The following is a 19,201-nucleotide window of genomic DNA, read 5'->3' as shown; positions in this document are numbered from 1 at the left end:
CCGCCGACGGAGCGGTTGCACCGGCATGCAGGTGTGGGACTCGCTCGTGATCGGCGCCGGCCAGGCCGGGCTGTCGGCGTCCTACCACCTGCAGCGCACGGGGGTGGCGCACGTCGTCCTCGATGCCAACGCGGGCCCGGGCGGGGCGTGGCAGCACCGGTGGGACGCCCTCACGATGCACGACGTCCACGGCATCGCCGACCTCCCGGGGCGCGAGCGCCCACCCATGGACGACGACGCGCCGGCCAACCGCGCGGTGCCGGCCTACTTCGCCGACTACGAGCGTGGTTTCTCGCTGCCGATCGAGCGGCCGGTGCTGGCCGACCGGGTCGAGGACGACGACGGCCTGCTCGTCACGACCGCGCGCGACGGCCGCACGTGGCGGTCGCGCACCCTCGTCAACGCCACGGGCACCTGGACCCGCCCCTTCGTGCCGTACTACCCCGGCCAGGAGACCTTCGCCGGCGAGCAGTTCCACACGGTCGACTACCCCGGCCCCGAGCACTTCCGCGGACGACGCGTGGTGGTCGTGGGCGGCGGCGCCTCGGCCGTGCAGCTGCTGGGAGCGATCGCGCCGGTGGCCGAGCGGGCCGTGTGGGTGACGCGTCGCGAGCCGGTCTGGCGAACAGGTCCGTTCACCGCCGAGGTGGGGCTTGCCGTGGTGGGCGAGGTCGAGCGGCGGGTGCGCCAGGGCCTGCCGCCCACCAGCGTCGTCGGCGTCACCGGACTGCAGCTGCGCGAGCAGGAGCGGGCGGCCGAGGCGCTCGGCGTCTACGCCGACCGTCGTCCGATGTTCGCGCGCATCGAGGCCGACCGGGTGGTGTGGGCCGACGACAGCGCCGAGGTGGTCGACACCATCGTGTGGGCCACCGGCTTCCGCTACGCCGTGGAGCACCTCGCCCCCCTGCACCTGCGCAGCGACCGCGGCGGCATCGCGCTGACCGGGCGCCCGGGATCGGGGTCGACCGTCACGGCCGTGGCCGACCCCCGCGTGCAGCTCGTCGGCTATGGCCCGTCGGCGAGCACGATCGGGGCCAACCGGGCCGGGCGGGCCGCGGCGCGCGCCGTCCGCGAGTCGCTCGGTCTGGTGTCGGCCGACTGACCCGGCAGCCGACCTCGGAGCCGCGCGTCGAGAGATGTTGCAACACCGGGTTACACAGGGCGTACACTTCGACCATGGCCACCACCGCCCCGCCCACCGACGGACGCCGCAAGGCGGCCGCTGCGCGTCGGCGGGCCCGCGAGGCCGAGATCATCGCCGCCTGCCGCGAGCTCTTCGACTCCAAGGGCGTGCGCGACGTGCAGATCGAGGAGGTGGCGAGCGCCGTCGGCATCAACCGCGCGATCGTCTACCGCCACTTCACCGGCAAGGAGGAGCTCTTCGCGCTCACCCTCGTCGGCTACCTCGAGGAGCTGCGCCAGGCGATGGCCGAGGCGGCCGAGAGCGACGACGATCCCACCGAGCGCCTCCGCGCCGTCGTGGGCGCGTTCGTCGACTACGGCGTCGCCCACCCCGCCTTCGTCGACTGCGCACAGGCGCTGATGGTGCGCCCCGGCGACGAGCTGCTCGACGAGATCGCCGAGGGCCCGCTGTTCCGGCTCGGCCGCGGCATCACCTCCTGCCTCACCGTGCTCTCCGACGTGCTGACCGACGGCACCCGCAGCGGTGACTTCGAGCTCAGCGAGGAGCCGGTGCTGCTCGCCAACGCCCTCTACGCCAGCGGTCTCGGGGCGCTGCAGCTCGCCCGCCTCGGCATCCTCGTCACCGAGGCCGCCCCCGGCGTGCCGACGGTCGGTCAGATCTCCGCCGCGCAGGTCCGCGGCTACCTCGTCACCTCCGCGCTCGCGCTGGTGCGCCCGCAGCGCGGCTGACCCCGGGTCGCGCCCGGATCCCCCCGGGTCGAGGCCGGCGCCCCGTCGTCCTCGAGGACGACGAAGGCCCGCCCCCGGCGAACCGGGGACGGGCCTTCGATGAGCGAGGGCGCTCAGCGCTCCATGATCGCGACGACGCCCTGGCCGCCCGCGGCGCACACGGAGATCAGCGCGCGACCGCCGCCGTTGGCCTTGAGCAGCTTGGCCGTGTTGGCCACGATGCGGCCGCCGGTGGCCGAGAAGGGGTGACCCGCCGCGAGCGAGGAACCCTTGACGTTGAGCTTGCTGCGGTCGATCGACCCGAGGGGCGCGTCGAGACCGAGGCGCTCCTTGCAGAACACCGGCGACTCCCAGGCCGCGAGGGTCGAGAGCACCTGCGAGGCGAAGGCCTCGTGGATCTCGTAGAAGTCGAAGTCCTGCAGCGTGAGGCCGTGGCGGGCCAGCATGCGCGGCACCGCGTAGGCGGGGGCCATGAGCAGACCCTCGGCACCGTTGACGAAGTCGACCGCGGCGACCTCGGAGTCGACGAAGTAGGCGAGCACCTCGAGGCCGTGCGCCTCGGCCCACTCCTCGCTGCCGAGCAGCACCGCGGAGGCGCCGTCGGTGAGCGGGGTCGAGTTGGCGGCCGTCATGGTGGCGGCCTCTCCCTTGCCGAACACCGGCTTGAGCTTGGCGAGCTTCTCCAGCGAGGAGTCGGCGCGCAGGTTGTTGTCGCGCTCGAGGCCGCGGAAGGGGGTGATCAGGTCGTCCTGCCAGCCCTCCTCGTAGGCCTTGGCCAGGTTGTGGTGCGAGGTGACGGCCAGCTCGTCCTGCGCCTCGCGGGTGATCTGCCACTCGAGGGCGGTGAGCGCCTGGTGGTCGCCCATCGACAGCTTGGTGCGGGGCTCGCCGTTGGAGGGGATGGCCAGGCCCACGTCACCGGGGCGGATGGTGGCCAGGATCGCGAGGCGGTCCTTGGTGGTGCGGGCGTTGTTGAGCTGGATGAGCTTCTTGCGCAGCTTCTCGCCGATCGCGATGGGGGCATCCGAGGTGGTGTCGACGCCGCCACCGATGCCCGAGTCGATCTGGCCGAGCTTGATCTTGTTGGCGATGTAGTTGATCGCCTGCAGGCCGGTGCCGCAGGCCTGCTGCAGGTCGACGGCCGCGGTCTCGGGGGCGAGGCGGGTGCTGAGCACCGACTCGCGCACGAGGTTGAAGTCGCGGCTGTGCTTGAGCACGGCGCCGCCGGCCACCTCGCCGATACGCTCGCCCTCGAGGCCGAAGCGGGCCACGAGGCCGTCGAGCGCGGCGGTCAGCATCTCCTGGTTGGAGGCGGTCGCGTACGCGCCGTTCGAGCGGGCGAAGGGAATGCGGTTACCGCCCAGAACGGCGGCCCGACGCACAGTCTCAGTCATGGTGCCTATCCTCACCTCAGGGCACCGGGGCGGGAACCCTTTGAGTGCCAGATCACGAAATGTGGACTCAGAGTTACACATCTAGTTACATACAGTCGAACGCGGCCCTCGCCGTGGACGCGCCCCCTCACGCGCGGGCACGCGAGCGATCGGAGGGCCGCCCACCACCCGCATCCAACGAGATAGCAGAGGCGCAGCGGCACATGAGCGACAAGTACCAGGACTTCGTGAGCTCCCCCATCGGCAAGATCCTCGTCAAGAACCTGGGTCTGCCGAACCCCACCAAGCTCGAGCGCTACAAGGCCGGTGACCCGCTCGTGCAGGGCACCGTGCTCGTCGGCGGCCGCGGCCGCCTCGCCGAGTCGCTGCCCGGCCTGCTCGACGTCCTCGGCGTCGCGTCGGTGACCGCGCAGGGCGACGGCGAGAAGTACAAGGGGCTCGTCTTCGACGCCACCGGCCTGGCCTCCACCGAGGACCTCGTCGACCTCCAGGCGTTCTTCACCCCCGTGCTGCGCAGCCTCACCTCGAACGCCCGCGTGGTGGTCATCGGCACCCCGCCGGCCCAGACCGAGGGCGGCACCCGCGTCGCCCAGCGCGCGCTCGAGGGCTTCACCCGCAGCCTCGGCAAGGAGATCGGCAAGGGCGGCACCGTGCAGCTCGTCTACGTGGCCGAGGGCTACGAGGACTCGCTGCTCTCCACCCTCGGCTTCCTGCTGAGCCCCAAGTCGGCCTACGTCTCGGGCCAGGTCGTGCGCATCGGCGCCCACAAGGAGAAGCACGGCGCGGACGTCGCCGACTGGACCGCGCCGCTCACCGGCAAGGTCGCCTTCGTCACCGGTGCCAGCCGCGGCATCGGCGAGGAGATCGCCCGCACCCTGCACCGCGACGGCGCCACCGTCGTGGGTCTCGACGTGCCGCAGGCCGCCGACGAGCTGCAGAAGGTGATGAAGGAGATCGACGGCGACTGGCTGACCCTCGACATCACCGCGAAGGACGCTCCCCAGCGCATCGCGCAGCACCTGAAGGAGAAGCACGGCGGCGTCGACATCGTCGTGCACAACGCCGGCGTCACGCTCGACAAGAAGCTCGCCAACCAGACCCCCGAGCGCTTCGGCAAGGTGCTGCAGATCAACCTCGAGGCCCCCGAGCGCATCACCGCCGAGCTGCTCGCCCAGAAGGTGATCAACGCCAACGGCCGCATCATCGGCGTCGCCTCGATCGCGGGCATCGCCGGCAACCTGGGCCAGACCAGCTACGCCGCCTCCAAGGCCGGCGTCATCGGCTTCGTGGACTCGCTGGCCGACAAGCTGAAGGACGGTATCACCATCAACGCCGTCGCGCCGGGCTTCATCATCACCGCCATGACCGCCGCGGTGCCCTTCGCCACCCGCGAGGTCGGCCAGCGCCTCAACGCGATGTCGCAGGGCGGTCTGCCCATCGACGTCGCCGAGACCATCGCCTGGTACGCCAACCCCGCGTCGTCCGCCGTGAACGGCAACGTCGTGCGGGTCTGCGGCCAGATGATGCTGGGTGCCTGACATGGCCCTGCCCGTGATGCTCAAGGCGGCCCTGCCCGCCGTGCCCGGCGTCAACCAGCTGCCCGGCATCAAGAAGACCGGCGGCGCGCTGCCGGAGTCGACACTCGAGCGCCGCGACGTGCTCGTCGAGCGCGGCGCGGTGGAGCGCTACGCGGCCGTGTGCGGCTTCCCGAACCGCGACGTCGCCCCGGTGCCGTACCTGCACATGCTGGCCTTCCCCCTGCACATGCAGCTGATGACCGACGCCTCCTTCCCGTTCCCGGCCATCGGCTCGGTGCACCTGGAGAACACGATCACCCAGCACCGTCCCGTGGCGATCGGCGAGAAGGTGTCGCTCTCGCTCAAGGCGGAGAACCTGCGCAAGTCCACCAAGGGCCGTGCGTGGGACATGAACGTCACCGGCACCGTGGGTGAGGAGGTCGTGTGGACCTCGACCTCGACCTACCTGCGCGTGGGCGGCGGCGACAAGGAGAACGGCGACCCGGGCATGAGCCTGGCCGCCGTCGAGGCCAAGGGGCCGGTGTGGTCGGTGCCCGACAACATCGGTCGCGTCTACGGCGCCGTGTCGGGTGATCGCAACCCGATCCACCTCTACCCGCTCACCGCGAAGGCGCTCGGCTTCCCGCGTCACATCGCGCACGGCATGTGGAGCAAGGCCCGCTGCATCGCTGCTCTCGAGAACCGCCTGCCCGACGCCGTCACGGTCGAGGTCGCCTTCAAGAAGCCGATCTTCCTGCCGGGTCGCGCGCGCTTCGGCGCCGAGCCCCGCACGGGCGGCGCCGAGGGCTGGGACTTCACTCTGGTGAACCCCAAGAACGGCGCGCCGCACCTGCTCGGTCGCACCAGCGCGGTCTGAGCTCCTCGCAACCACGACGCCCGGCTCCCCTCGCGGGGGCCGGGCGTCGTCGTCTACGGGCGTGAGACCTGCGATCAGGCGGGAGCGGGCTCCGCTGCGCCGGCCTCCGGCTCCCCTGCGCCGGCCTCCGGCTCCGCCGTGGACGACGGCACCTCGGCCTCGGCCTTCTTCATGGGCCGGATGAGCCCCTCCTGGGCCACGGTGGCCACCAGGGTGCCGTCCTCGGTGTAGACCCGGCCGAGCGAGAGCCCGCGTGCGCCGCCGGCGGAGGGCGACCACTGGTCGTAGAGCCACCACTGGTCGGCGGCGAAGGGCCGGTGGAACCAGATGGTGTGGTCGAGCGAGGCCATCTGCACCTGCGTGGGGTCGGTCGGGTGCGCGGCGAGCGAGGCACCCAGCAGGCTGACGTCGCTGGCATAGGTGAACAGCGCCAGGTGCGTGGTGGGATCGGCCGGCACCTCGCCGGCGATGCGGATCCACAGCTGCGTGCGCGAGGGGCGCTCGGGGTCGGGCGGGAGGCCGTGGCGCGAGTTGCCGAGCCAGCGCACCTCCATCGCCGCCCACTCCTTGGCCAGGCCGGGGTCGGACGTGCGCGACTGGATCAGCTCGAGCATGTCGATGCCGTCCTCGGGCCGCGCGACCTGCGGCATGGCGTCCTGGTGCTCCCAGCCCTCCTCGAGGCGCTGGAAGCTCAGCGTCTGGTAGTAGATCGCGCGACCGTGCTGGCGTGCGACCACGCGGCGGGTCACGAACGAGCGACCGTCGCGGATGCGCTCGACGTCGTAGATGATCGGCACGTTGTAGTCGCCGGGCAGCAGGAAGTACGAGTGCAGCGAGTGCACGTGCAGGTCGGCGTCCACCGTGCGCCGGGCGGCGATGAACGCCTGGGCGGCCACCTGGCCGCCGTAGACCCGCTGGCGGATGGTGTCGGGCTGGCGGCCCCGGAACAGGTCGACGTCGAGGTCCTCGAGGTCGAGCAGCGAGATCAGCTCGCGGGTGGCGTCGCTCATCGCGGGCCTCCCGGCTGCTCGGGCGCGGTCGGGCCCGCGCCGTCGTCCGGACCCTCGAGGCCGGCGAGGAACTGCTCGAACTGCTGGCCGATCTCCTCGCCGGTGGGCAGCGGCTCGTCCTCGGCCAGCAGGCTGCTGCCCTCGGCCTCGGCGCGGGCGAAGGTGTCGTACTGCTGCTCCAGTGCAGTGACCACGTCGGCAACCTCCTCGTTGGCCGCGAGGTAGCGGGAGATCTCGACCTCGCGCTCCTCGGCCTGCGTGACGACCTCGGTGAGGTCGACGGTGAGGCGCGCGGCCAGCTCGACGTGCTCGAGGAGGCTGTGCGCCGCCCGCGGGTACTCCAGCTGGGCCAGGTAGTGCGGCACGTGGGCGACGAAACCCTGCGCGTCGTGGCCCCACTCCCCCAGGCGCAGCTCAAGCAGCGCCTGAGCGCTGCTCGGCACCCGCAGCTCGCCGCGCCACGGGCTGGTGCCCGTGAGCAGCTCGGGATTGTTGGCGTGGTGGGTGATCGCGATCGGTCGGGTGTGCGGCACAGCCATCGGCACGGAGCCGATCGAGACCACGCGGCGCACCCCGAAGCGCTGCACGACCTCGTGCACCGCGCGACAGAAGGCCTCCCAGCGGATGTCGGGCTCCGGGCCGTGCAGCAGCAGGAAGGGCGTGTGCCCCTGGTCGTGCAGCAGCCGGACGACCAGGCGCGGCGCCTCGTAGCCCTCGTAGTGGTCGCGCGCGAAGGTGAGCGGTGGACGACGAGCGCGGTAGTCGTGCAGCTGGTCGACGTCGAAGGTGGCGACCACGACACCGCCGCCCTCGGTGGACGACGCACCCGCGCGCACGAGGTGACGCGCACCGATCGCGCCGGCGCTGCCGGCGTCCAGGAACCCCTCGAGCACCACGATCATCGAGAGGTCATCGACCTCGGCGAGCTCGGGCACCTCGTCGACGATGTGGACCAGGCGCGGGCCCTGGCTGGCGCTGGGCGGCGGGGCGGGCGAACTCACGGCTCTAGCCTAGGGCCGTGACGCGGCTCACCCGCGGTAGGTGGCTGCCATGAGGTCGGCACCGCGGCGCACGAGCTCGCGGGCGTCCAGCCCCAGCGCGTCGCGCAGCACCTCGCCCTCGTCGGCGCCGCCGCCGAGGGAGTCGAGCAGCACGAGCAGGGTGCGCTGGCCGTAGGTGCGGGCGATGTACTCGCACACCCACCAGGCCACGCCGTACCAGCTCTCGGCGTCGGGGCCCGCGAAGTCGGCCGAGCGCGGCAGGTCGGTGGCTGTTCCCGCGATGGTCAGCGCCATCGACGGGAGTCGTCGGTCGCGCTCGGGCAGGGCCTGCACGGAGGTGTACTCGGCCAGGCCCTCGTTGAGCCACAGCGGCGCCTTGCGCGCGCGGGGGCCGAGGAGGGCGTGGGTGAGCTCGTGGCGCACCAGCCGGCCGAGCACGTCGTCGGGTTCGGACAGCACGCGGGTGTTGAGGAAGACGCGGTAGGACGCCGTGCCCCGACCGGGGCGCGCGGTGTCGACGGGGACGGCGACGGTGAGGCCGTCGGCACGATCCGGGTCGCCGACGCTCTGCCCGGCCAGGCCCCGCAAGGTCGAGGCGTCGTCGACCGCGTAGACGATCACGCCGTCGACGCCGTCGAGCTCCTCGGCGCCGCTGCCACCGGTGCCGCCGGCGCCGGCGCTGTCGCCGCCGATCACCGAGCGCACCTCGCGGCGACCCTCGGCCGCCTCACGCAGCACGGCGGGCGCGTCGTCCACGGTGAGGTCGTCGAAGATGCCGAGGACGCCGTCGGCCTGGCGCACCTCGATGCGCTCGCGGTCCCACGGCTGGGTGTTGCCGGGGTGCTCGTCCTCCCATGCGGGATCGGACGTGGAGGCCACGACCAGGCGCTCGCCGTCGTCGGTGGTGCGGAACAGGAAGCGGTCGCGGGTGCGAACGGGTGCGGAGTCGAAGCCGTCGAGCTGGAGCGCCAGCACGACCTCGGCCCAGTACTCGCGGCCGGCGAGCCCGGCGCTGCCGTAGGCGCCGCCGGCGGTGTCGCCGCTGTCGTCGACCGGGCTCACGGTGTCGGGCAGCACCCGGTAGCGCAGCAACCCGACCGGGAGGTCGGAGATGTTGTCGTAGTAGTCGATCTGCTGGCGCAGCAGGTCGGCGTCGCGGCGGTCGAGCGTGGCGCGGAACCGGCCGGCGTCCTCGCGTTCGAGCGCGGCGGCCCGCTGGTCGAGCGTGCCCTGCATGAGCCGGGCGACGTCGTCGTAGGTGGCGGTGGAGTAGGTGGGCGGCGGCAGGTCGTCGGAGCAGGCGCTCAGCGAACCGGCGACGGCAGCGGCCACCAGGCCGCCGGCGAGGGCGGAGGCGAGTCTCGGACGGACCCGCCGCGGATCAGCGGTTCCGGTCGGCATCGAGCAGCGACCGGGCGTCGTCGACCGGTTCGGCGGCGATGTCGTGCAGCGCCTCCAGCGCGATGGCCGATGCCGTGAGCCCGACCTTCTCGAGGATGGCCGCGCGCTTGGCGTGGTCGAGGAACTCCTGCGGGATGCCGTGGATGCGCACGGGCGTGCGGATGCCGGAGTCGTTCAACGTCTGCAGCAGGCAGGCACCGACGCCGCCGACGCGACCGTTGTCCTCGATGGTGATCACGCGGCGGAAGGTGCCGGCGAGCTCGACGAGCGCGGGGTCGATCGGCTTGACCCAGCGGGGGTCGACGACGGTGACGCCCACGCCCTGGGCGTGCAGACGCTCGGCCACGTCGAGGGCGAGCGGAGCCATGGCGCCGACCGAGACGACGAGCACGTCGGCCTCGCCCTCGCGGGCCAGGACGTCGCACTGCCCGACGCGGTCCATTGCCTCCACGTCGGCCGGAGGCGCGCCCTTGGGGTAGCGGACGACGGTGGGCGCGTCGTCCACCTCGACGGCCTCGTCGAGGAGCTCGCGCATGCGGGCGACGTCGCGCGGGGCGGCGAGGCGGAGTCCGGGCACGAGCTGCAGCATCGACATGTCCCACATGCCGTTGTGGCTGGCGCCGTCGTCGCCGGTGACGCCCGAGCGGTCGAGCACGAAGGTGACCCCGCAGCGGTGGAGCGCGACGTCCATGAGCACCTGGTCGAAGGCGCGGTTGAGGAAGGTGGCGTAGACGGCGAAGACAGGGTGCATGCCGCCGAGGGCCAGGCCGGCGGCCGCGGTGGCCGCGTGCTGCTCGGCGATGCCGACGTCGACCGTGCGCTCGGGGAAACGGGCCTCGAACTTCTGGAGGCCGACGGGGTGCATCATCGCCGCGGTGATCGCCACGACGTCCGGGCGCCGCTCGCCGATCGTGACGATGTGGTCGGCGAAATGGTCGGTCCAGATCGCGCCCTTGGGGGTCTCCTCGCCCGTCTCGGGGTCGAAGGGCCCCGGGGCGTGGAACTGGTCGGCCTCGTGGCGCTCGGCGGCGTCGTAGCCGAATCCCTTGCGGGTGATGGCGTGGACGATGACCGGGCCGCCGAAACGCTTGGCCTGGGTCAGCGCCTGCTCCATGGCGCCGCGGTCGTGGCCGTCGACGGGGCCGACGTACTTCAGCCCGAGGTCCTCGAAGAGGCCCTGCGGCGCCAGCGCGTCCTTGAGGCCCTTCTTCATCGCGTGCAGCGCGTCGTAGGCCGCCGGGCCGACGCCGGGGACAGCGTTGAGGCGCTTCTTGACCGCGTCGAGGACGTGCTCGTAGCGCGGGTCGGTGCGCAGGCTCGAGAGCGCCGTGGCCAGGCCGCCGATGGTGGGGGTGTAGGAGCGGCCGTTGTCGTTGACGACGATGACCAGCCGGCTGTCCTTGGCGATCGCGATGTTGTTGAGCGCCTCCCAGGCCATGCCGCCGGTCAGCGCCCCGTCGCCGATGATGGCGACGGCGTGGCGGTCCTCGCCGCGGATGCGGTAGGCCTTGGCCAGGCCGTCGGCGTAGGACAGCGCGGTGGAGGCGTGGGAGTTCTCGACGATGTCGTGCTCGGACTCCTCCTGGCTGGGGTAGCCCGAGAGCCCGCCCTCGCGGCGCAGGGTGCCGAAGGACTCCACGCGCCCGGTGAGCAGCTTGTGCACGTAGGACTGGTGGCCGGTGTCGAAGACGATGCGGTCGCGCGGGGAGTCGAAGACCCGATGCACGGCCAGCGTCAGCTCGACCACGCCCAGGTTGGGCCCGAGGTGCCCGCTGTTGGTCGCGACCGTGCGGATCAGCAGGTCGCGGATCTCGCTCGCCAGGAGCGTGAGGTCGTCGTCGCTGAGTCCCTGGAGGTCACGAGGTCCCGTGACCGACTCCAGCACTCCCATCGGGGGTCCTCCTCGGGCGTGGCGTGCCCCCGCACGGTGGTGAGAGGGCGAGTCCATGAGTCTAGACGGAGGTCCTCACAGGTCCACGACCGCGACGGCGGGTTCGTGCAGGCTGCCCAGCCAGACCCGCCCCTCGTGCTCGCGCACACCGGTGACCATGTGGAAGTCGGGCGTGTCCAGGTCGAGGTCGTGCACGAGGCGCCCCTCGTCGTCGTAGGCCTGGACCCGGCAGGTGTGGGCGGGCTTGGGCTGGAGCCGCTCGGGAATGCGCGTGACCGCCTTGCGCGCCCACATCGGCGCGCTCCCGAGCCGCTCGACCACGGGGTCGACCGGGCTGGCGATGCTGACCCAGATCAACCCGTCGCTGCCCCGCGCGATGTTGTCGGGGTAGCCGGGCAGGTCGCCGGCCAGCAGGTCGCGGGTGCCGGCCCGGTCCCCGGTCAGCCAGCGGCGTACGAGCGTGCGGGCGCGGGTCTCGGCCACGACGACGAAGGACTCGTCGGCCGAGAGCGCGACGCCGTTGGCGAAGGCCAGCCCGTCGAGGACCGTGGTGACCGTGCCGTCGGGAGCGAGGGACAGCAGGCGGCCCGAGCGGGTGTCCTGGACGAAGTCGTCCTTCCAGCGCTCGATGCCGTAGTGGCGCGAGGAGTCGGAGAACCAGGTGGTGCCGTCGGAGCCGATGGCGGCGTTGTTGGTGAAGACCATCGCGGTGCCGTCGACCTCGGCCAGCAGCCGCTCCACCGCGCCGGTGTCGGGGTCCATGCGCAGCAGCCCGCGGTGGGCGTCGCAGACCAGCAGCCGGCCCTCGGGGTCGATCTCGAGACCGAGCGGGCGCCCGCCGGTGGAACCGACCTGCTCGACGGAGCCGTCCGGCCGCACCCGCAGCACGGCGCCGTCGACGGTGCCGGTGTAGACCGAGCCCTCGTGGCGGCCCCTCGGGGCGACCACGACGTCCTCGGCGCCGTCGTGGTGGACCTGGTGGACGGTGACTCGGGTGCTCACGCGCACAGCCTCCTGTAGACGGGGCCGGAGAGGAACCCCGGCAGGACCTGCCGGGCGGACCCGGTGAGGTCGAGGTCGAGGACGCGGTCGGCCTCGACGAACACGATCCGACGACCCTCGCCGCAGACGATGTCGTCGTCGGCGAGGTCGACGGCCGCGGCGTAGAACGACATCTCGTCCCAGGAGTCGTAGGCCTCGTGGAAGACGCTGGCCACCTCCACCAGCTCCAACCGATCGGGCGGGAGCCGCACGCCGGTCTCCTCCTCCAGCTCGCGCACCGCACCGTCCAGGGCGTCCTCGCCCTCCTCCAGGTGGCCGCCGCAGAAGCCCCACTTCTCCGGGTCGATCACCGGGTGCTCGTCGCGCTCCTGCAGCAGCAGGCGTCCGTGGCGGTCGATCAGGACGACGCAGGCGAAGCGGTGCATGCCTCCCACTCAACCACCTCCTCGACCACCTCGTCCCGCACGCGGGCCTGGCTCAGAGCCGTGCGCGGTAGCGACGCCCGCGCAGCGCCTCCTCGACCAGCCCGACCTCGCGACGCAGCGCCACCAGGCGCGCCTCCTCGGTGAGGAAGGTCTGCACCGCCGCCTCCACGACGTCCCCGTCGGCCACCTGGGGCAGGTCGGCCCGGGCCTCGCTGAGCCCGCGGCGTACGGCGGCGTGACAGCCCTCGACGTGCAGCACCGCGAACCGCGCCAGCACCACCGGGTGGCGCCTCAGCGTCGGGTAGCCGCGGAACTCCGGCGGGCACTGGTCGAGCAGCCAGGCGCATGCCGTGGCCTCCCAGTCGGGGGCGTCGGGTGGTCGCACGGCACGCGGCCAGCCGGGCGGGGCGACGAGTCGGTCCATGGGAGCGATGGTAAGCCGACGGTCGAACACGTGTTCGAGGGCGGGTGGGATGGTCCGACCTGCCCCCGCCTCAGCCCGTCAGGAAGCTGAATCGCACCTCGCGCTCGTGGTTGTCCACGTTGAGGTCGACCAGGCACAGGCTCTGCCACGTCCCGAGCGCGAGGCGGCCGTCGAGGACCGGGAGCGTGGCGTACGGCGGGACCAGGGCCGGCATCACGTGCGACCGGCCGTGGCCCGGCGTGCCGTGCCGGTGCCGCCAGCGGTCGTCGGCCGGCAGCAGGTCGCCCAGCGCCGCGAGCAGGTCGTCATCGCTGCCGGCGCCGGTCTCGAGGACCGCCAGCCCGGCGGTGGCGTGCGGGACGAAGACGTGCAGCAGCCCGTCGCCCCGGCCGCGGCACCAGGCCTGGGCGCGGTCGGTGAGGTCGAGGACCACGTCGGCGGAGCCGGTGCGCACGGTGAAGGTGTCGGAGTCCATGCCCCCGTTCTACCCCCGCACGGCAGCGCTTTACCTGGACGTGACACGCGCGTCCCCGGAGCAGGCGCCCCGCTCCCCTAGCCTCGGCGGCGTGGAGGTCCTGTCCCTGGCGTGGCGCACCGACCTGGCGCGGCTCGCGCAGTCGGGCAGCGAGGTCGAGCACCACCCGGCGTACGTCGTCGTGCGCACGCCGCAGAACCCGACCTTCCGCTGGGGCAACTTCGTGCTCCTGCGCCGCACACCGCTCCTGAGGGACCTGCCGGGGCTGGCCGCCCGCGTGGAGACGCTCCTCCCCGGCCTGGGCCACCACGCCGTCGGCATCGACGACCCGAGTGCCGGCCGTGAGGACGTCGACCGGCTGCGCCAGCCGGGGTGGCGCGTGGCCGTCGACACCGTGCTGACCGCCGACAGGGTGCTGCCGCCGCGCCAGCTGCAGCGCAGCGCGGTCGTCCGCGCGCTGAGCGGCGACCGCGACTGGAGCCAGAAGGTCGCGCTCGACCTGGCCTGTGCCGAGGGCGCCGGCCCCGACTACGAGCTGTTCGCGACCCGCCGCGCCGCGGCCGAGCGGGCCGCGGTGGAGAGCCGGCACGGCGCGTGGTTCGGCGCGTTCGACGGCGACCGCCTCCTCGCCGGGCTGGGCATCTTCTGCGCAGGCGACGGGCTGGCGCGCTTCCAGACCGTGCAGACCCACCCCGAGGCCCGGCGACGCGGCCTCGCGCAGGCACTGCTCCACCACGCCGGCACCCACGCCCTCGGCGAGCTCGGGGCACGCACGCTCGTCCTGGTGGCCGACCCCGACCACCACGCGCTCGACCTCTACCTGGGCGCCGGCTTCGTCCGCACCGAGCGCCAGGTCAGTGCCGAGTGCCTCAGGACTCCAACCAGGCGGTGAACGCCCGGTTGTCGTAGGGGCGGCCCAGGAACTCCTCGACGAGGTCGGCGGCGTCCCTGCTGCCGCCCGCCGCGAGCACGGTGTCGCGGTAGCGCGTAGCCACCTCGGGGGCGAACAGGTCGCCGGCGTCGAACGCCGAGAAGAGGTCCTTGGCGATGACCAGGCTCCACATGTAGGTGTAGTAGCCCGACCCGTAGCCCTCGAGGTGCCCGAAGCCGCAGTGGAAGTGCGTGTCGGGCACCTGCCCCCAGACGGCGTAGCGGTCCGACAGCTCGCGCGAGCGGGCGGTGAGGTCGGCCGGCAGCTCGGCGTGGAAGCGGTAGGACACGGCGGCGTAGTACATCTGCGTGCGCGCGTAGTAGCCCTTGCCGAACTCCTCGGCCGCGCGCATCCGGTCCACCAGCGCCTCGGGGATCGGGGTGCCGTCGGCGTCGACGGCGAAGCCGGCGAGCACGCCGTGGTCCCAGGCCCACTCCTCCAGCATCTGGCTGGGCGCCTCGACGAAGTCCCACTCGGTCGCGACGCCGGAGAACCGCACCCACGGGTGCCGTCCGGCCAGCACGTGGTGCAGCAGGTGCCCGAACTCGTGGAAGAGCGTGACGACCTCGGAGTGGTCCATCCGGGTGCGGCCGAAGTTGCACACCAGCACGCCCTCGGGCAGCTGGCGGCCGGCGACGCCGCGGACGAGGTCGAACTGGGCGGCGTGGTTGTACTTCCCCGACCGCGGGTGGAGGTCGAGGTGGATGCGGCCCAGCCGCCGCCCGGTCTCCACCAGCACCACGTCGTACGTCGCCACCTCGGCGTGCCAGGAGGGCGCGTCGACCGGGAGGTACTCCAGGCCGAAGAGCCGGCCCGTCACGTCGAGCAGCCCCTGGCGGACCCGCCCGGAGTCGAAGTAGGCGCGCACGGCCTGGCCGTCGACGTCGTACTGCTCGCGGCGCACGACCTCGCCGTAGTAGCGCGCGTCGGCCACGTCGAGCCGCTCGAGGTCGGGGTGGTCCTGACGGGCCCGCTCGAGCAGCACCGCGGCGTCGCGCTCGGCGCTGGCGGTGGCGTCCTGGGCGACCCGGTCGACGAACTCGGCGATGGCGGCCCCGGTGCCGATCATCTTCTCCTCGGCGTCGTAGTCGGGCCAGGAGTCGTAGCCCAGCAGCCGTGCCTGCTCGTCGCGGACCTTCAGCAGGTCGGCGAGGACGGGGTCGTTGTCGGGCCAGCCGATGTTGAGGAAGGTGTGCATCACCGCGTGCCGGGCCTCGCGGTCGGCGGAGAACATCAGGAACGGGTTGGTGTCGGGGTAGCCCGTCGTGATCGTGACCGTGCCGTCCTCGGCGACCGGGTGGGACTCGACGTAGTCGGCCGGCAGCCCTTCGAGGGCGCTGGCCGGGACGCGGGTCTCCCCCGCACCGTCGCGGATGTTGCGGGAGAACGCCTGGCCGAGGTCGGAGCCGCGGGCCGACAGCTCGCGCAGCCGGGCTCGGGTCTTCTCGTCGCGGTCGACGCCGCTGCGCCGGAAGGAGCGCAACGCGTCCTCCAGCACCCGCTCCGCGCCGTCGGGCAGTCCGTCGGTGGGGGCGGCCTCGAGCACGGCGTAGACCTCGGGGTCGAGCATGAGGGAGGTCCGCAGCTCGTGCAGCTGCTGCTCGTAGCCCTCGGCGCGCTCGCGCAGCGGCGCGTCGGGGTGCACCTGGGAGAGCAGGCCGGCCACGGCGAAGGCGTTGCCGAGGTCGACGTGCACGTCGTTCCACCGCGGCAGGCTCGCCGGGTCTCCGGGCGCGGTCGCGCGCAGGGCATCGACACGCTCGCGCGTGCGCTGGAGCCCGCCGAGCACCTGCTGGTCGAGGAAGTCGTTCCAGCCGTCGAGGTCCTCCACGGCGGGCAGGGTCACGGGCTGGAGGTCGCCCGCTGCGGGCGCGCTGTCGGTCGGCACGCTGCGAGGCTACCCAGCAGGCACCACGGCCGAACGGGCTACCGGGCCGCCATGCCCTCGCGGAAGGCAGCGGTCGCCTCCGCGCTGGAGGTGATCCGCCAGTCCAGCTCCTTGTCGTGGTGGAACCACGTGATCCCCGCCAGCCTCGGGTCGTCGCGCAGCGAGGCGAACATGCCGCGGATCCAGGCGGGCTTGTCCCCGGAGCCGTCCGGGGCCCTCTCGGGGGTGGCGGTCTCCGAGACGTGCACCGGCAGGGAGGTCAGGGCCGCCAGCTCGTCGAGTCCCTGGCCGACGACGTCGCCGAAGGACAGCCAGGACGTGCCGGGCAGGTGCCCGGCCCAGTTGTAGCCGTCCAGGCCCACCTGGCCGACGTAGCGGGAGCCCGGCCACAGGTCGGCCAGCGGAGTGCTGCCGGGGAAGGGGACGTTGGGCGACCACCGCAGCACGACGTTGCCGGCACGCTCCTTCGCGAGCACGTCGCGCACGCGCCGCCAGGCGCCCACGACGTCGGCGGTGGTCGTGCCGGCGACACCGGGCGACCAGGGGTACCACGTGCCGTTCATCTCGTGGGCGAACCGCAGCACCACCGTGCCGCCGAACCCGCGAGCCCCGCGGGCCCACCGGCGCAGGTAGCCGTCGTGCTCACCCGCGGCGATGCTGCGCATGGAGTACGCCGTCTGGGCGCTGCCCGCGGCAGGGTCCCACGGCTCCCAGGTGATGACCGGCGTGGCGCCGAGGTCACGCACCCGGACCGCGTCCTCGGTCGGGAAGCCACCACCGGTGCTCCAGGCCACGAACCACATCACCTCGTCCGGCACGGCACCGACCTCAGCGACCAGGGCCTGCAGCTCGGCGCCGCCCGGAGCACCCTCGGTGCTGACGCCGACGTGCTTGGCGGGGCTGGGAGGCGGGGTGGCCGGCGCGGGCTTGCGCTTGGCCTGCGCCGCGCCACCGGGAAGGACCGTCACCACGGCGACGGTGAGGAGGAGCAGCACCGCGGCGGACCGACGGCGCAGGAGGGACGGGACTGCAGGCACGGCGGACCACCTCGAGACGACGGAGCCCCTCCCATCGGCAGCGGGGCCTCAGACCTGAGTGAGCCCCGGGTCCCGGGGCGGCTCGATGCCGCCGGCGCAGGAGGCCCGCGGCTCCGGAGCCGTCTCGCCGTTGCCGAGCTGGGCGATGAACAGCGCCAGCCGCGGGTCGTCGGCCCCGGTGAGCGCCAGCCGACGACCCCAGACGACGACCACGACGGGCGCGTCGAGCCCGGCCCAGGGCGTGAGGATGCCGTTCTGCGGCAGCTGCTCGACCAGGGCGTCGACGTCGTCGGTGTCGAGGTCCGGGTCGTGGGCGATGACGACGGTGCCGTGCTCCAGGTCGTGCACGAGGTTCTCGGCGGGCACCTGCTCGTCGTACGCGCCGCAGTCGAGCCACTCCCCCGCATGACGTCCGCCGACCGGCGGCTCGGTGGGGTACTCCACGGCCTCCTCGGTGTGGGTCGTGGGGAGGTCCTCGAACACCTCGACCGCGTCGAGGTTCGGCGGCTCGGGGCGCAACCGGTCCGCAACCCGCGGGAGCAGCGTGACGGTCGCGAGGAGCACCAGGACGCCGAGCAGGGCCACGCCGACCACCGCCAGCCGTGCACCCGTCCCCACGCCCTGCCGCGGCGGCGTACCGGGTGCCCGCGGGGGCGCAGGTCCCGGATCGGCCGGCTCGGCCGGCGCGTCGGGGGACGTCTCGTAGACCGGATCGTTCACGCGGCCGAGGGTAGTGGGGTCCCCCTCAGGCGGTGCCCCGGTCCCATCCCGGGCAGTCGACGAGCGCGCCGAGGTCGCCGGCGCTGGCGCGCGGGACGACGCTCAGGGTCCCGTCGGTCTCCAGGACCACCGCCGCGACCCCTCGCAGGTCCCCCTGGCCGCTGCTGCGCACGGCCTGCCGCACCTCCGCCGGGGTGACACGGGCGCGCCGTGCGGTCGCCTCGTCGAGCTCGCCGTCGTGCAGCAGCAGGGTCGGCCGGGCGGTCACGACGTCACGGGCGCCGGGCACCCGCGTGGTCACCAGCGCCACGAGGAGCTGCAGGACGACGAGCGTCGCCAGTGCCACCATCCCCTCGGTCCACGAGATCGCGCCGTCGAGCAGCACCGAGGAGAGCGTGGAGCCGAGGGCCACGGTGACCACCAGGTCGAAGGCGTTGAGCTTGGCCAGCGTGCGCTTGCCGGAGACACGGAACAGCAGCACGAGACCGGCGTACGTCGCCGCCCCGACCAGCAGCACCCGCAGGACCTGGGACCAGGTGTCGAACCACATGGCCGACCAGTACCCCGGCCCAGCGGGGTTCAGCCCTCCAGCAGGCGCTCCACGCGCTCGACCTTGGCCGTCAGCTGACCGTCCCAGCCGGGCCGGATGTCGGCCTTGAGCACCAGCCCGACCCGCGGGGACACCTCCGCGACGACGTCGACGGCGCGCTTGACCACGGCCATCACCTCGTCCCACTCCCCCTCGATGTCTTCAGAACATGACACGCCATCAGGAGCCCTCAGTGCGCGCCAAGGCAGTTTCGACGCGCTCAACCTTCGCGTCGATCTGGCCGTCGAACCCAGGACGAATATCAGCTTTGAGAACCAGTGAGACTCGTGGTCCGAACTCCTGCACGGCCTCGGTTGCGCGTTTGACCACGTCCATCACGGTGTCCCAGTCCGGTCCTTCGATGGTCGTGAACATGGCATCGGTCCGGTTCGGCAGCCCGGACGCCCGGACCACTCGGACAGCGGCAGCCACAGCCGCGGACACCGAACCGGCATCGTCAGCCGACCCACTCGGGGCCACGGAGAATGCGACAAGCATCGTGAACCTCCCACACTTCTGAGTTGTTGCTTAGCAAGATGCTTGCCATGGACCTCATGCTCATGCGGCTGCACCAGAGGCAGATCGAGCATCAGTGCCATGCTGCCCTGCTCGCCCTAAACATCGGCCAGCAGGGTCTCGATCAGAACGATCAGAACGTCTTCTGGGCCAGTATCCAAGGGTTCTTGACTGCGGCAGCAAACATCTCGAAGACGCTGTGGGGCGCAGGCGGGAGGTTATCCGAGCAAC

General features: G+C 72.7%; 21 protein-coding genes. 6 read left to right on the top strand and 15 right to left on the bottom strand.

Annotated features, from left to right (window positions below):
* The first annotated feature begins 25 nt into the window (after nucleotides 1-25).
* Both ACERUN_RS08950 and ACERUN_RS08945 read left to right on the top strand, forming a co-directional pair.
* Nucleotides 26-1,102 (top strand): flavin-containing monooxygenase, encoded by a 1,077-nt coding sequence (locus ACERUN_RS08950; protein WP_370289547.1) that lies wholly within the window; start codon nucleotides 26-28, stop codon nucleotides 1,100-1,102.
* Nucleotides 1,103-1,176: 74 nt separating this feature from the next.
* Nucleotides 1,177-1,872: a TetR/AcrR family transcriptional regulator gene (locus tag ACERUN_RS08945; RefSeq protein ID WP_370289546.1), complete on the top strand. Its 696-nt coding sequence runs from the start codon at nucleotides 1,177-1,179 to the stop codon at nucleotides 1,870-1,872.
* A gap of 113 nt (nucleotides 1,873-1,985) precedes the next feature.
* On the opposite strand, the gene ACERUN_RS08940 is transcribed toward ACERUN_RS08945, so the two are convergent.
* Complete coding sequence (locus ACERUN_RS08940; protein ID WP_370289545.1) at nucleotides 1,986-3,266, bottom strand: acetyl-CoA C-acetyltransferase; 1,281 nt, start codon at nucleotides 3,264-3,266, stop codon at nucleotides 1,986-1,988.
* 203 nt (nucleotides 3,267-3,469) lie between these two features.
* Between ACERUN_RS08940 and ACERUN_RS08935 the strand changes: the two genes are divergently transcribed.
* Nucleotides 3,470-4,804 (top strand): 3-oxoacyl-ACP reductase, encoded by a 1,335-nt coding sequence (locus ACERUN_RS08935; protein WP_370289544.1) that lies wholly within the window; start codon nucleotides 3,470-3,472, stop codon nucleotides 4,802-4,804.
* A gap of 1 nt (nucleotide 4,805) precedes the next feature.
* Nucleotides 4,806-5,660, top strand: coding sequence for a MaoC family dehydratase (locus ACERUN_RS08930; RefSeq protein ID WP_370289627.1), 855 nt, complete (start codon nucleotides 4,806-4,808; stop codon nucleotides 5,658-5,660).
* Between the two features lie 74 nt (nucleotides 5,661-5,734).
* Here the strand turns inward: ACERUN_RS08930 and ACERUN_RS08925 are convergent, their stop codons facing one another.
* The 8 genes from ACERUN_RS08925 to ACERUN_RS08890 all read right to left on the bottom strand — a co-directional run bounded on the left by ACERUN_RS08925 (nucleotide 5,735) and on the right by ACERUN_RS08890 (nucleotide 13,289).
* Entirely contained in the window at nucleotides 5,735-6,670 is a 936-nt protein-coding gene (locus ACERUN_RS08925; RefSeq protein WP_370289543.1) for an acyl-CoA thioesterase, read from the bottom strand.
* Complete coding sequence (locus tag ACERUN_RS08920; RefSeq protein ID WP_370289542.1) at nucleotides 6,667-7,671, bottom strand: proteasome assembly chaperone family protein; 1,005 nt, start codon at nucleotides 7,669-7,671, stop codon at nucleotides 6,667-6,669. The genes ACERUN_RS08925 and ACERUN_RS08920 overlap by 4 nt, the downstream gene beginning before the upstream one ends.
* Nucleotides 7,672-7,698: 27 nt before the next feature.
* Nucleotides 7,699-9,072, bottom strand: coding sequence for a hypothetical protein (locus ACERUN_RS08915; RefSeq protein ID WP_370289541.1), 1,374 nt, complete (start codon nucleotides 9,070-9,072; stop codon nucleotides 7,699-7,701).
* Nucleotides 9,053-10,963 carry a 1-deoxy-D-xylulose-5-phosphate synthase gene (gene dxs, locus ACERUN_RS08910; RefSeq protein WP_370289540.1) on the bottom strand — a complete coding sequence of 637 codons (1,911 nt, stop codon included), beginning with the start codon at nucleotides 10,961-10,963 and terminating at the stop codon, nucleotides 9,053-9,055. Before dxs ends, ACERUN_RS08915 begins: the two co-directional genes overlap by 20 nt.
* Before the next feature lie 75 nt (nucleotides 10,964-11,038).
* Complete coding sequence (locus ACERUN_RS08905) at nucleotides 11,039-11,965, bottom strand: SMP-30/gluconolactonase/LRE family protein (RefSeq protein ID WP_370289539.1); 927 nt, start codon at nucleotides 11,963-11,965, stop codon at nucleotides 11,039-11,041.
* A complete protein-coding gene (locus ACERUN_RS08900; protein ID WP_370289626.1) occupies nucleotides 11,962-12,390 on the bottom strand; it encodes an NUDIX domain-containing protein in 429 nt (142 codons plus the stop codon). Before ACERUN_RS08900 ends, ACERUN_RS08905 begins: the two co-directional genes overlap by 4 nt.
* A 52-nt stretch (nucleotides 12,391-12,442) precedes the next feature.
* Nucleotides 12,443-12,814 (bottom strand): hypothetical protein, encoded by a 372-nt coding sequence (locus ACERUN_RS08895; RefSeq protein WP_370289538.1) that lies wholly within the window; start codon nucleotides 12,812-12,814, stop codon nucleotides 12,443-12,445.
* 70 nt (nucleotides 12,815-12,884) lie between these two features.
* Entirely contained in the window at nucleotides 12,885-13,289 is a 405-nt protein-coding gene (locus ACERUN_RS08890) for a YjbQ family protein (RefSeq protein ID WP_370289537.1), read from the bottom strand.
* Nucleotides 13,290-13,380: 91 nt separating this feature from the next.
* On the opposite strand from ACERUN_RS08890, the gene ACERUN_RS08885 reads away from it, so the two are divergent.
* Nucleotides 13,381-14,181, top strand: a complete 801-nt coding sequence (locus ACERUN_RS08885; protein WP_370289536.1) for a GNAT family N-acetyltransferase — start codon at nucleotides 13,381-13,383, stop codon at nucleotides 14,179-14,181.
* Here the strand turns inward: ACERUN_RS08885 and ACERUN_RS08880 are convergent.
* The 6 genes from ACERUN_RS08880 to ACERUN_RS08855 are packed head-to-tail and all read right to left on the bottom strand — an operon-like array spanning nucleotide 14,159 to nucleotide 18,952.
* A complete protein-coding gene (locus ACERUN_RS08880; RefSeq protein WP_370289535.1) occupies nucleotides 14,159-16,108 on the bottom strand; it encodes a M3 family metallopeptidase in 1,950 nt (649 codons plus the stop codon). The genes ACERUN_RS08885 and ACERUN_RS08880 overlap by 23 nt on opposite strands.
* Nucleotides 16,109-16,146: 38 nt before the next feature.
* A complete protein-coding gene (locus ACERUN_RS08875; protein WP_370289534.1) occupies nucleotides 16,147-17,145 on the bottom strand; it encodes a glycoside hydrolase family 26 protein in 999 nt (332 codons plus the stop codon).
* 48 nt (nucleotides 17,146-17,193) lie between these two features.
* A complete protein-coding gene (locus ACERUN_RS08870; RefSeq protein WP_370289533.1) occupies nucleotides 17,194-17,865 on the bottom strand; it encodes a DUF3105 domain-containing protein in 672 nt (223 codons plus the stop codon).
* Nucleotides 17,866-17,890: 25 nt separating this feature from the next.
* A complete protein-coding gene (locus ACERUN_RS08865; protein WP_370037974.1) occupies nucleotides 17,891-18,415 on the bottom strand; it encodes a DUF421 domain-containing protein in 525 nt (174 codons plus the stop codon).
* Between the two features lie 29 nt (nucleotides 18,416-18,444).
* Complete coding sequence (locus ACERUN_RS08860; protein ID WP_370289532.1) at nucleotides 18,445-18,630, bottom strand: MTH1187 family thiamine-binding protein; 186 nt, start codon at nucleotides 18,628-18,630, stop codon at nucleotides 18,445-18,447.
* Between the two features lie 4 nt (nucleotides 18,631-18,634).
* Nucleotides 18,635-18,952 (bottom strand): MTH1187 family thiamine-binding protein, encoded by a 318-nt coding sequence (locus ACERUN_RS08855; protein WP_370289531.1) that lies wholly within the window; start codon nucleotides 18,950-18,952, stop codon nucleotides 18,635-18,637.
* A 47-nt stretch (nucleotides 18,953-18,999) separates the two neighbouring features.
* Between ACERUN_RS08855 and ACERUN_RS08850 the strand changes: the two genes are divergently transcribed.
* The coding region (locus ACERUN_RS08850; RefSeq protein ID WP_370289530.1) for a hypothetical protein at nucleotides 19,000-19,201 on the top strand (202 nt) is incomplete at its 3' end.

The sequence above is a fragment of the Nocardioides sp. genome (assembly GCF_964229035.1).
GTDB lineage: Bacteria > Actinomycetota > Actinomycetes > Propionibacteriales > Nocardioidaceae > Nocardioides.
The sequence above is the reverse complement of the archived record's forward strand: the minus strand, read 5'-3'. Positions and strand labels throughout refer to the sequence as shown.

What these genes read in the sequence shown, in the direction of transcription:
- ACERUN_RS08945 (WP_370289546.1), top strand. Translation starts at nt 1,177, where the DNA reads ATGGCCACCACCGCCCCGCCCACCGACGGACGCCGCAAGGCGGCCGCT.
- ACERUN_RS08930 (WP_370289627.1), top strand. Translation starts at nt 4,806, where the DNA reads ATGGCCCTGCCCGTGATGCTCAAGGCGGCCCTGCCCGCCGTGCCCGGC.
- ACERUN_RS08935 (WP_370289544.1), top strand. Translation starts at nt 3,470, where the DNA reads ATGAGCGACAAGTACCAGGACTTCGTGAGCTCCCCCATCGGCAAGATC.
- ACERUN_RS08900 (WP_370289626.1), bottom strand. Translation starts at nt 12,390, where the DNA reads ATGCACCGCTTCGCCTGCGTCGTCCTGATCGACCGCCACGGACGCCTG.
- ACERUN_RS08855 (WP_370289531.1), bottom strand. Translation starts at nt 18,952, where the DNA reads ATGCTTGTCGCATTCTCCGTGGCCCCGAGTGGGTCGGCTGACGATGCC.
- ACERUN_RS08940 (WP_370289545.1), bottom strand. Translation starts at nt 3,266, where the DNA reads ATGACTGAGACTGTGCGTCGGGCCGCCGTTCTGGGCGGTAACCGCATT.
- ACERUN_RS08950 (WP_370289547.1), top strand. Translation starts at nt 26, where the DNA reads ATGCAGGTGTGGGACTCGCTCGTGATCGGCGCCGGCCAGGCCGGGCTG.
- ACERUN_RS08890 (WP_370289537.1), bottom strand. Translation starts at nt 13,289, where the DNA reads ATGGACTCCGACACCTTCACCGTGCGCACCGGCTCCGCCGACGTGGTC.
- ACERUN_RS08865 (WP_370037974.1), bottom strand. Translation starts at nt 18,415, where the DNA reads ATGTGGTTCGACACCTGGTCCCAGGTCCTGCGGGTGCTGCTGGTCGGG.
- ACERUN_RS08915 (WP_370289541.1), bottom strand. Translation starts at nt 9,072, where the DNA reads ATGCCGACCGGAACCGCTGATCCGCGGCGGGTCCGTCCGAGACTCGCC.
- ACERUN_RS08895 (WP_370289538.1), bottom strand. Translation starts at nt 12,814, where the DNA reads ATGGACCGACTCGTCGCCCCGCCCGGCTGGCCGCGTGCCGTGCGACCA.
- ACERUN_RS08925 (WP_370289543.1), bottom strand. Translation starts at nt 6,670, where the DNA reads ATGAGCGACGCCACCCGCGAGCTGATCTCGCTGCTCGACCTCGAGGAC.
- dxs (WP_370289540.1), bottom strand. Translation starts at nt 10,963, where the DNA reads ATGGGAGTGCTGGAGTCGGTCACGGGACCTCGTGACCTCCAGGGACTC.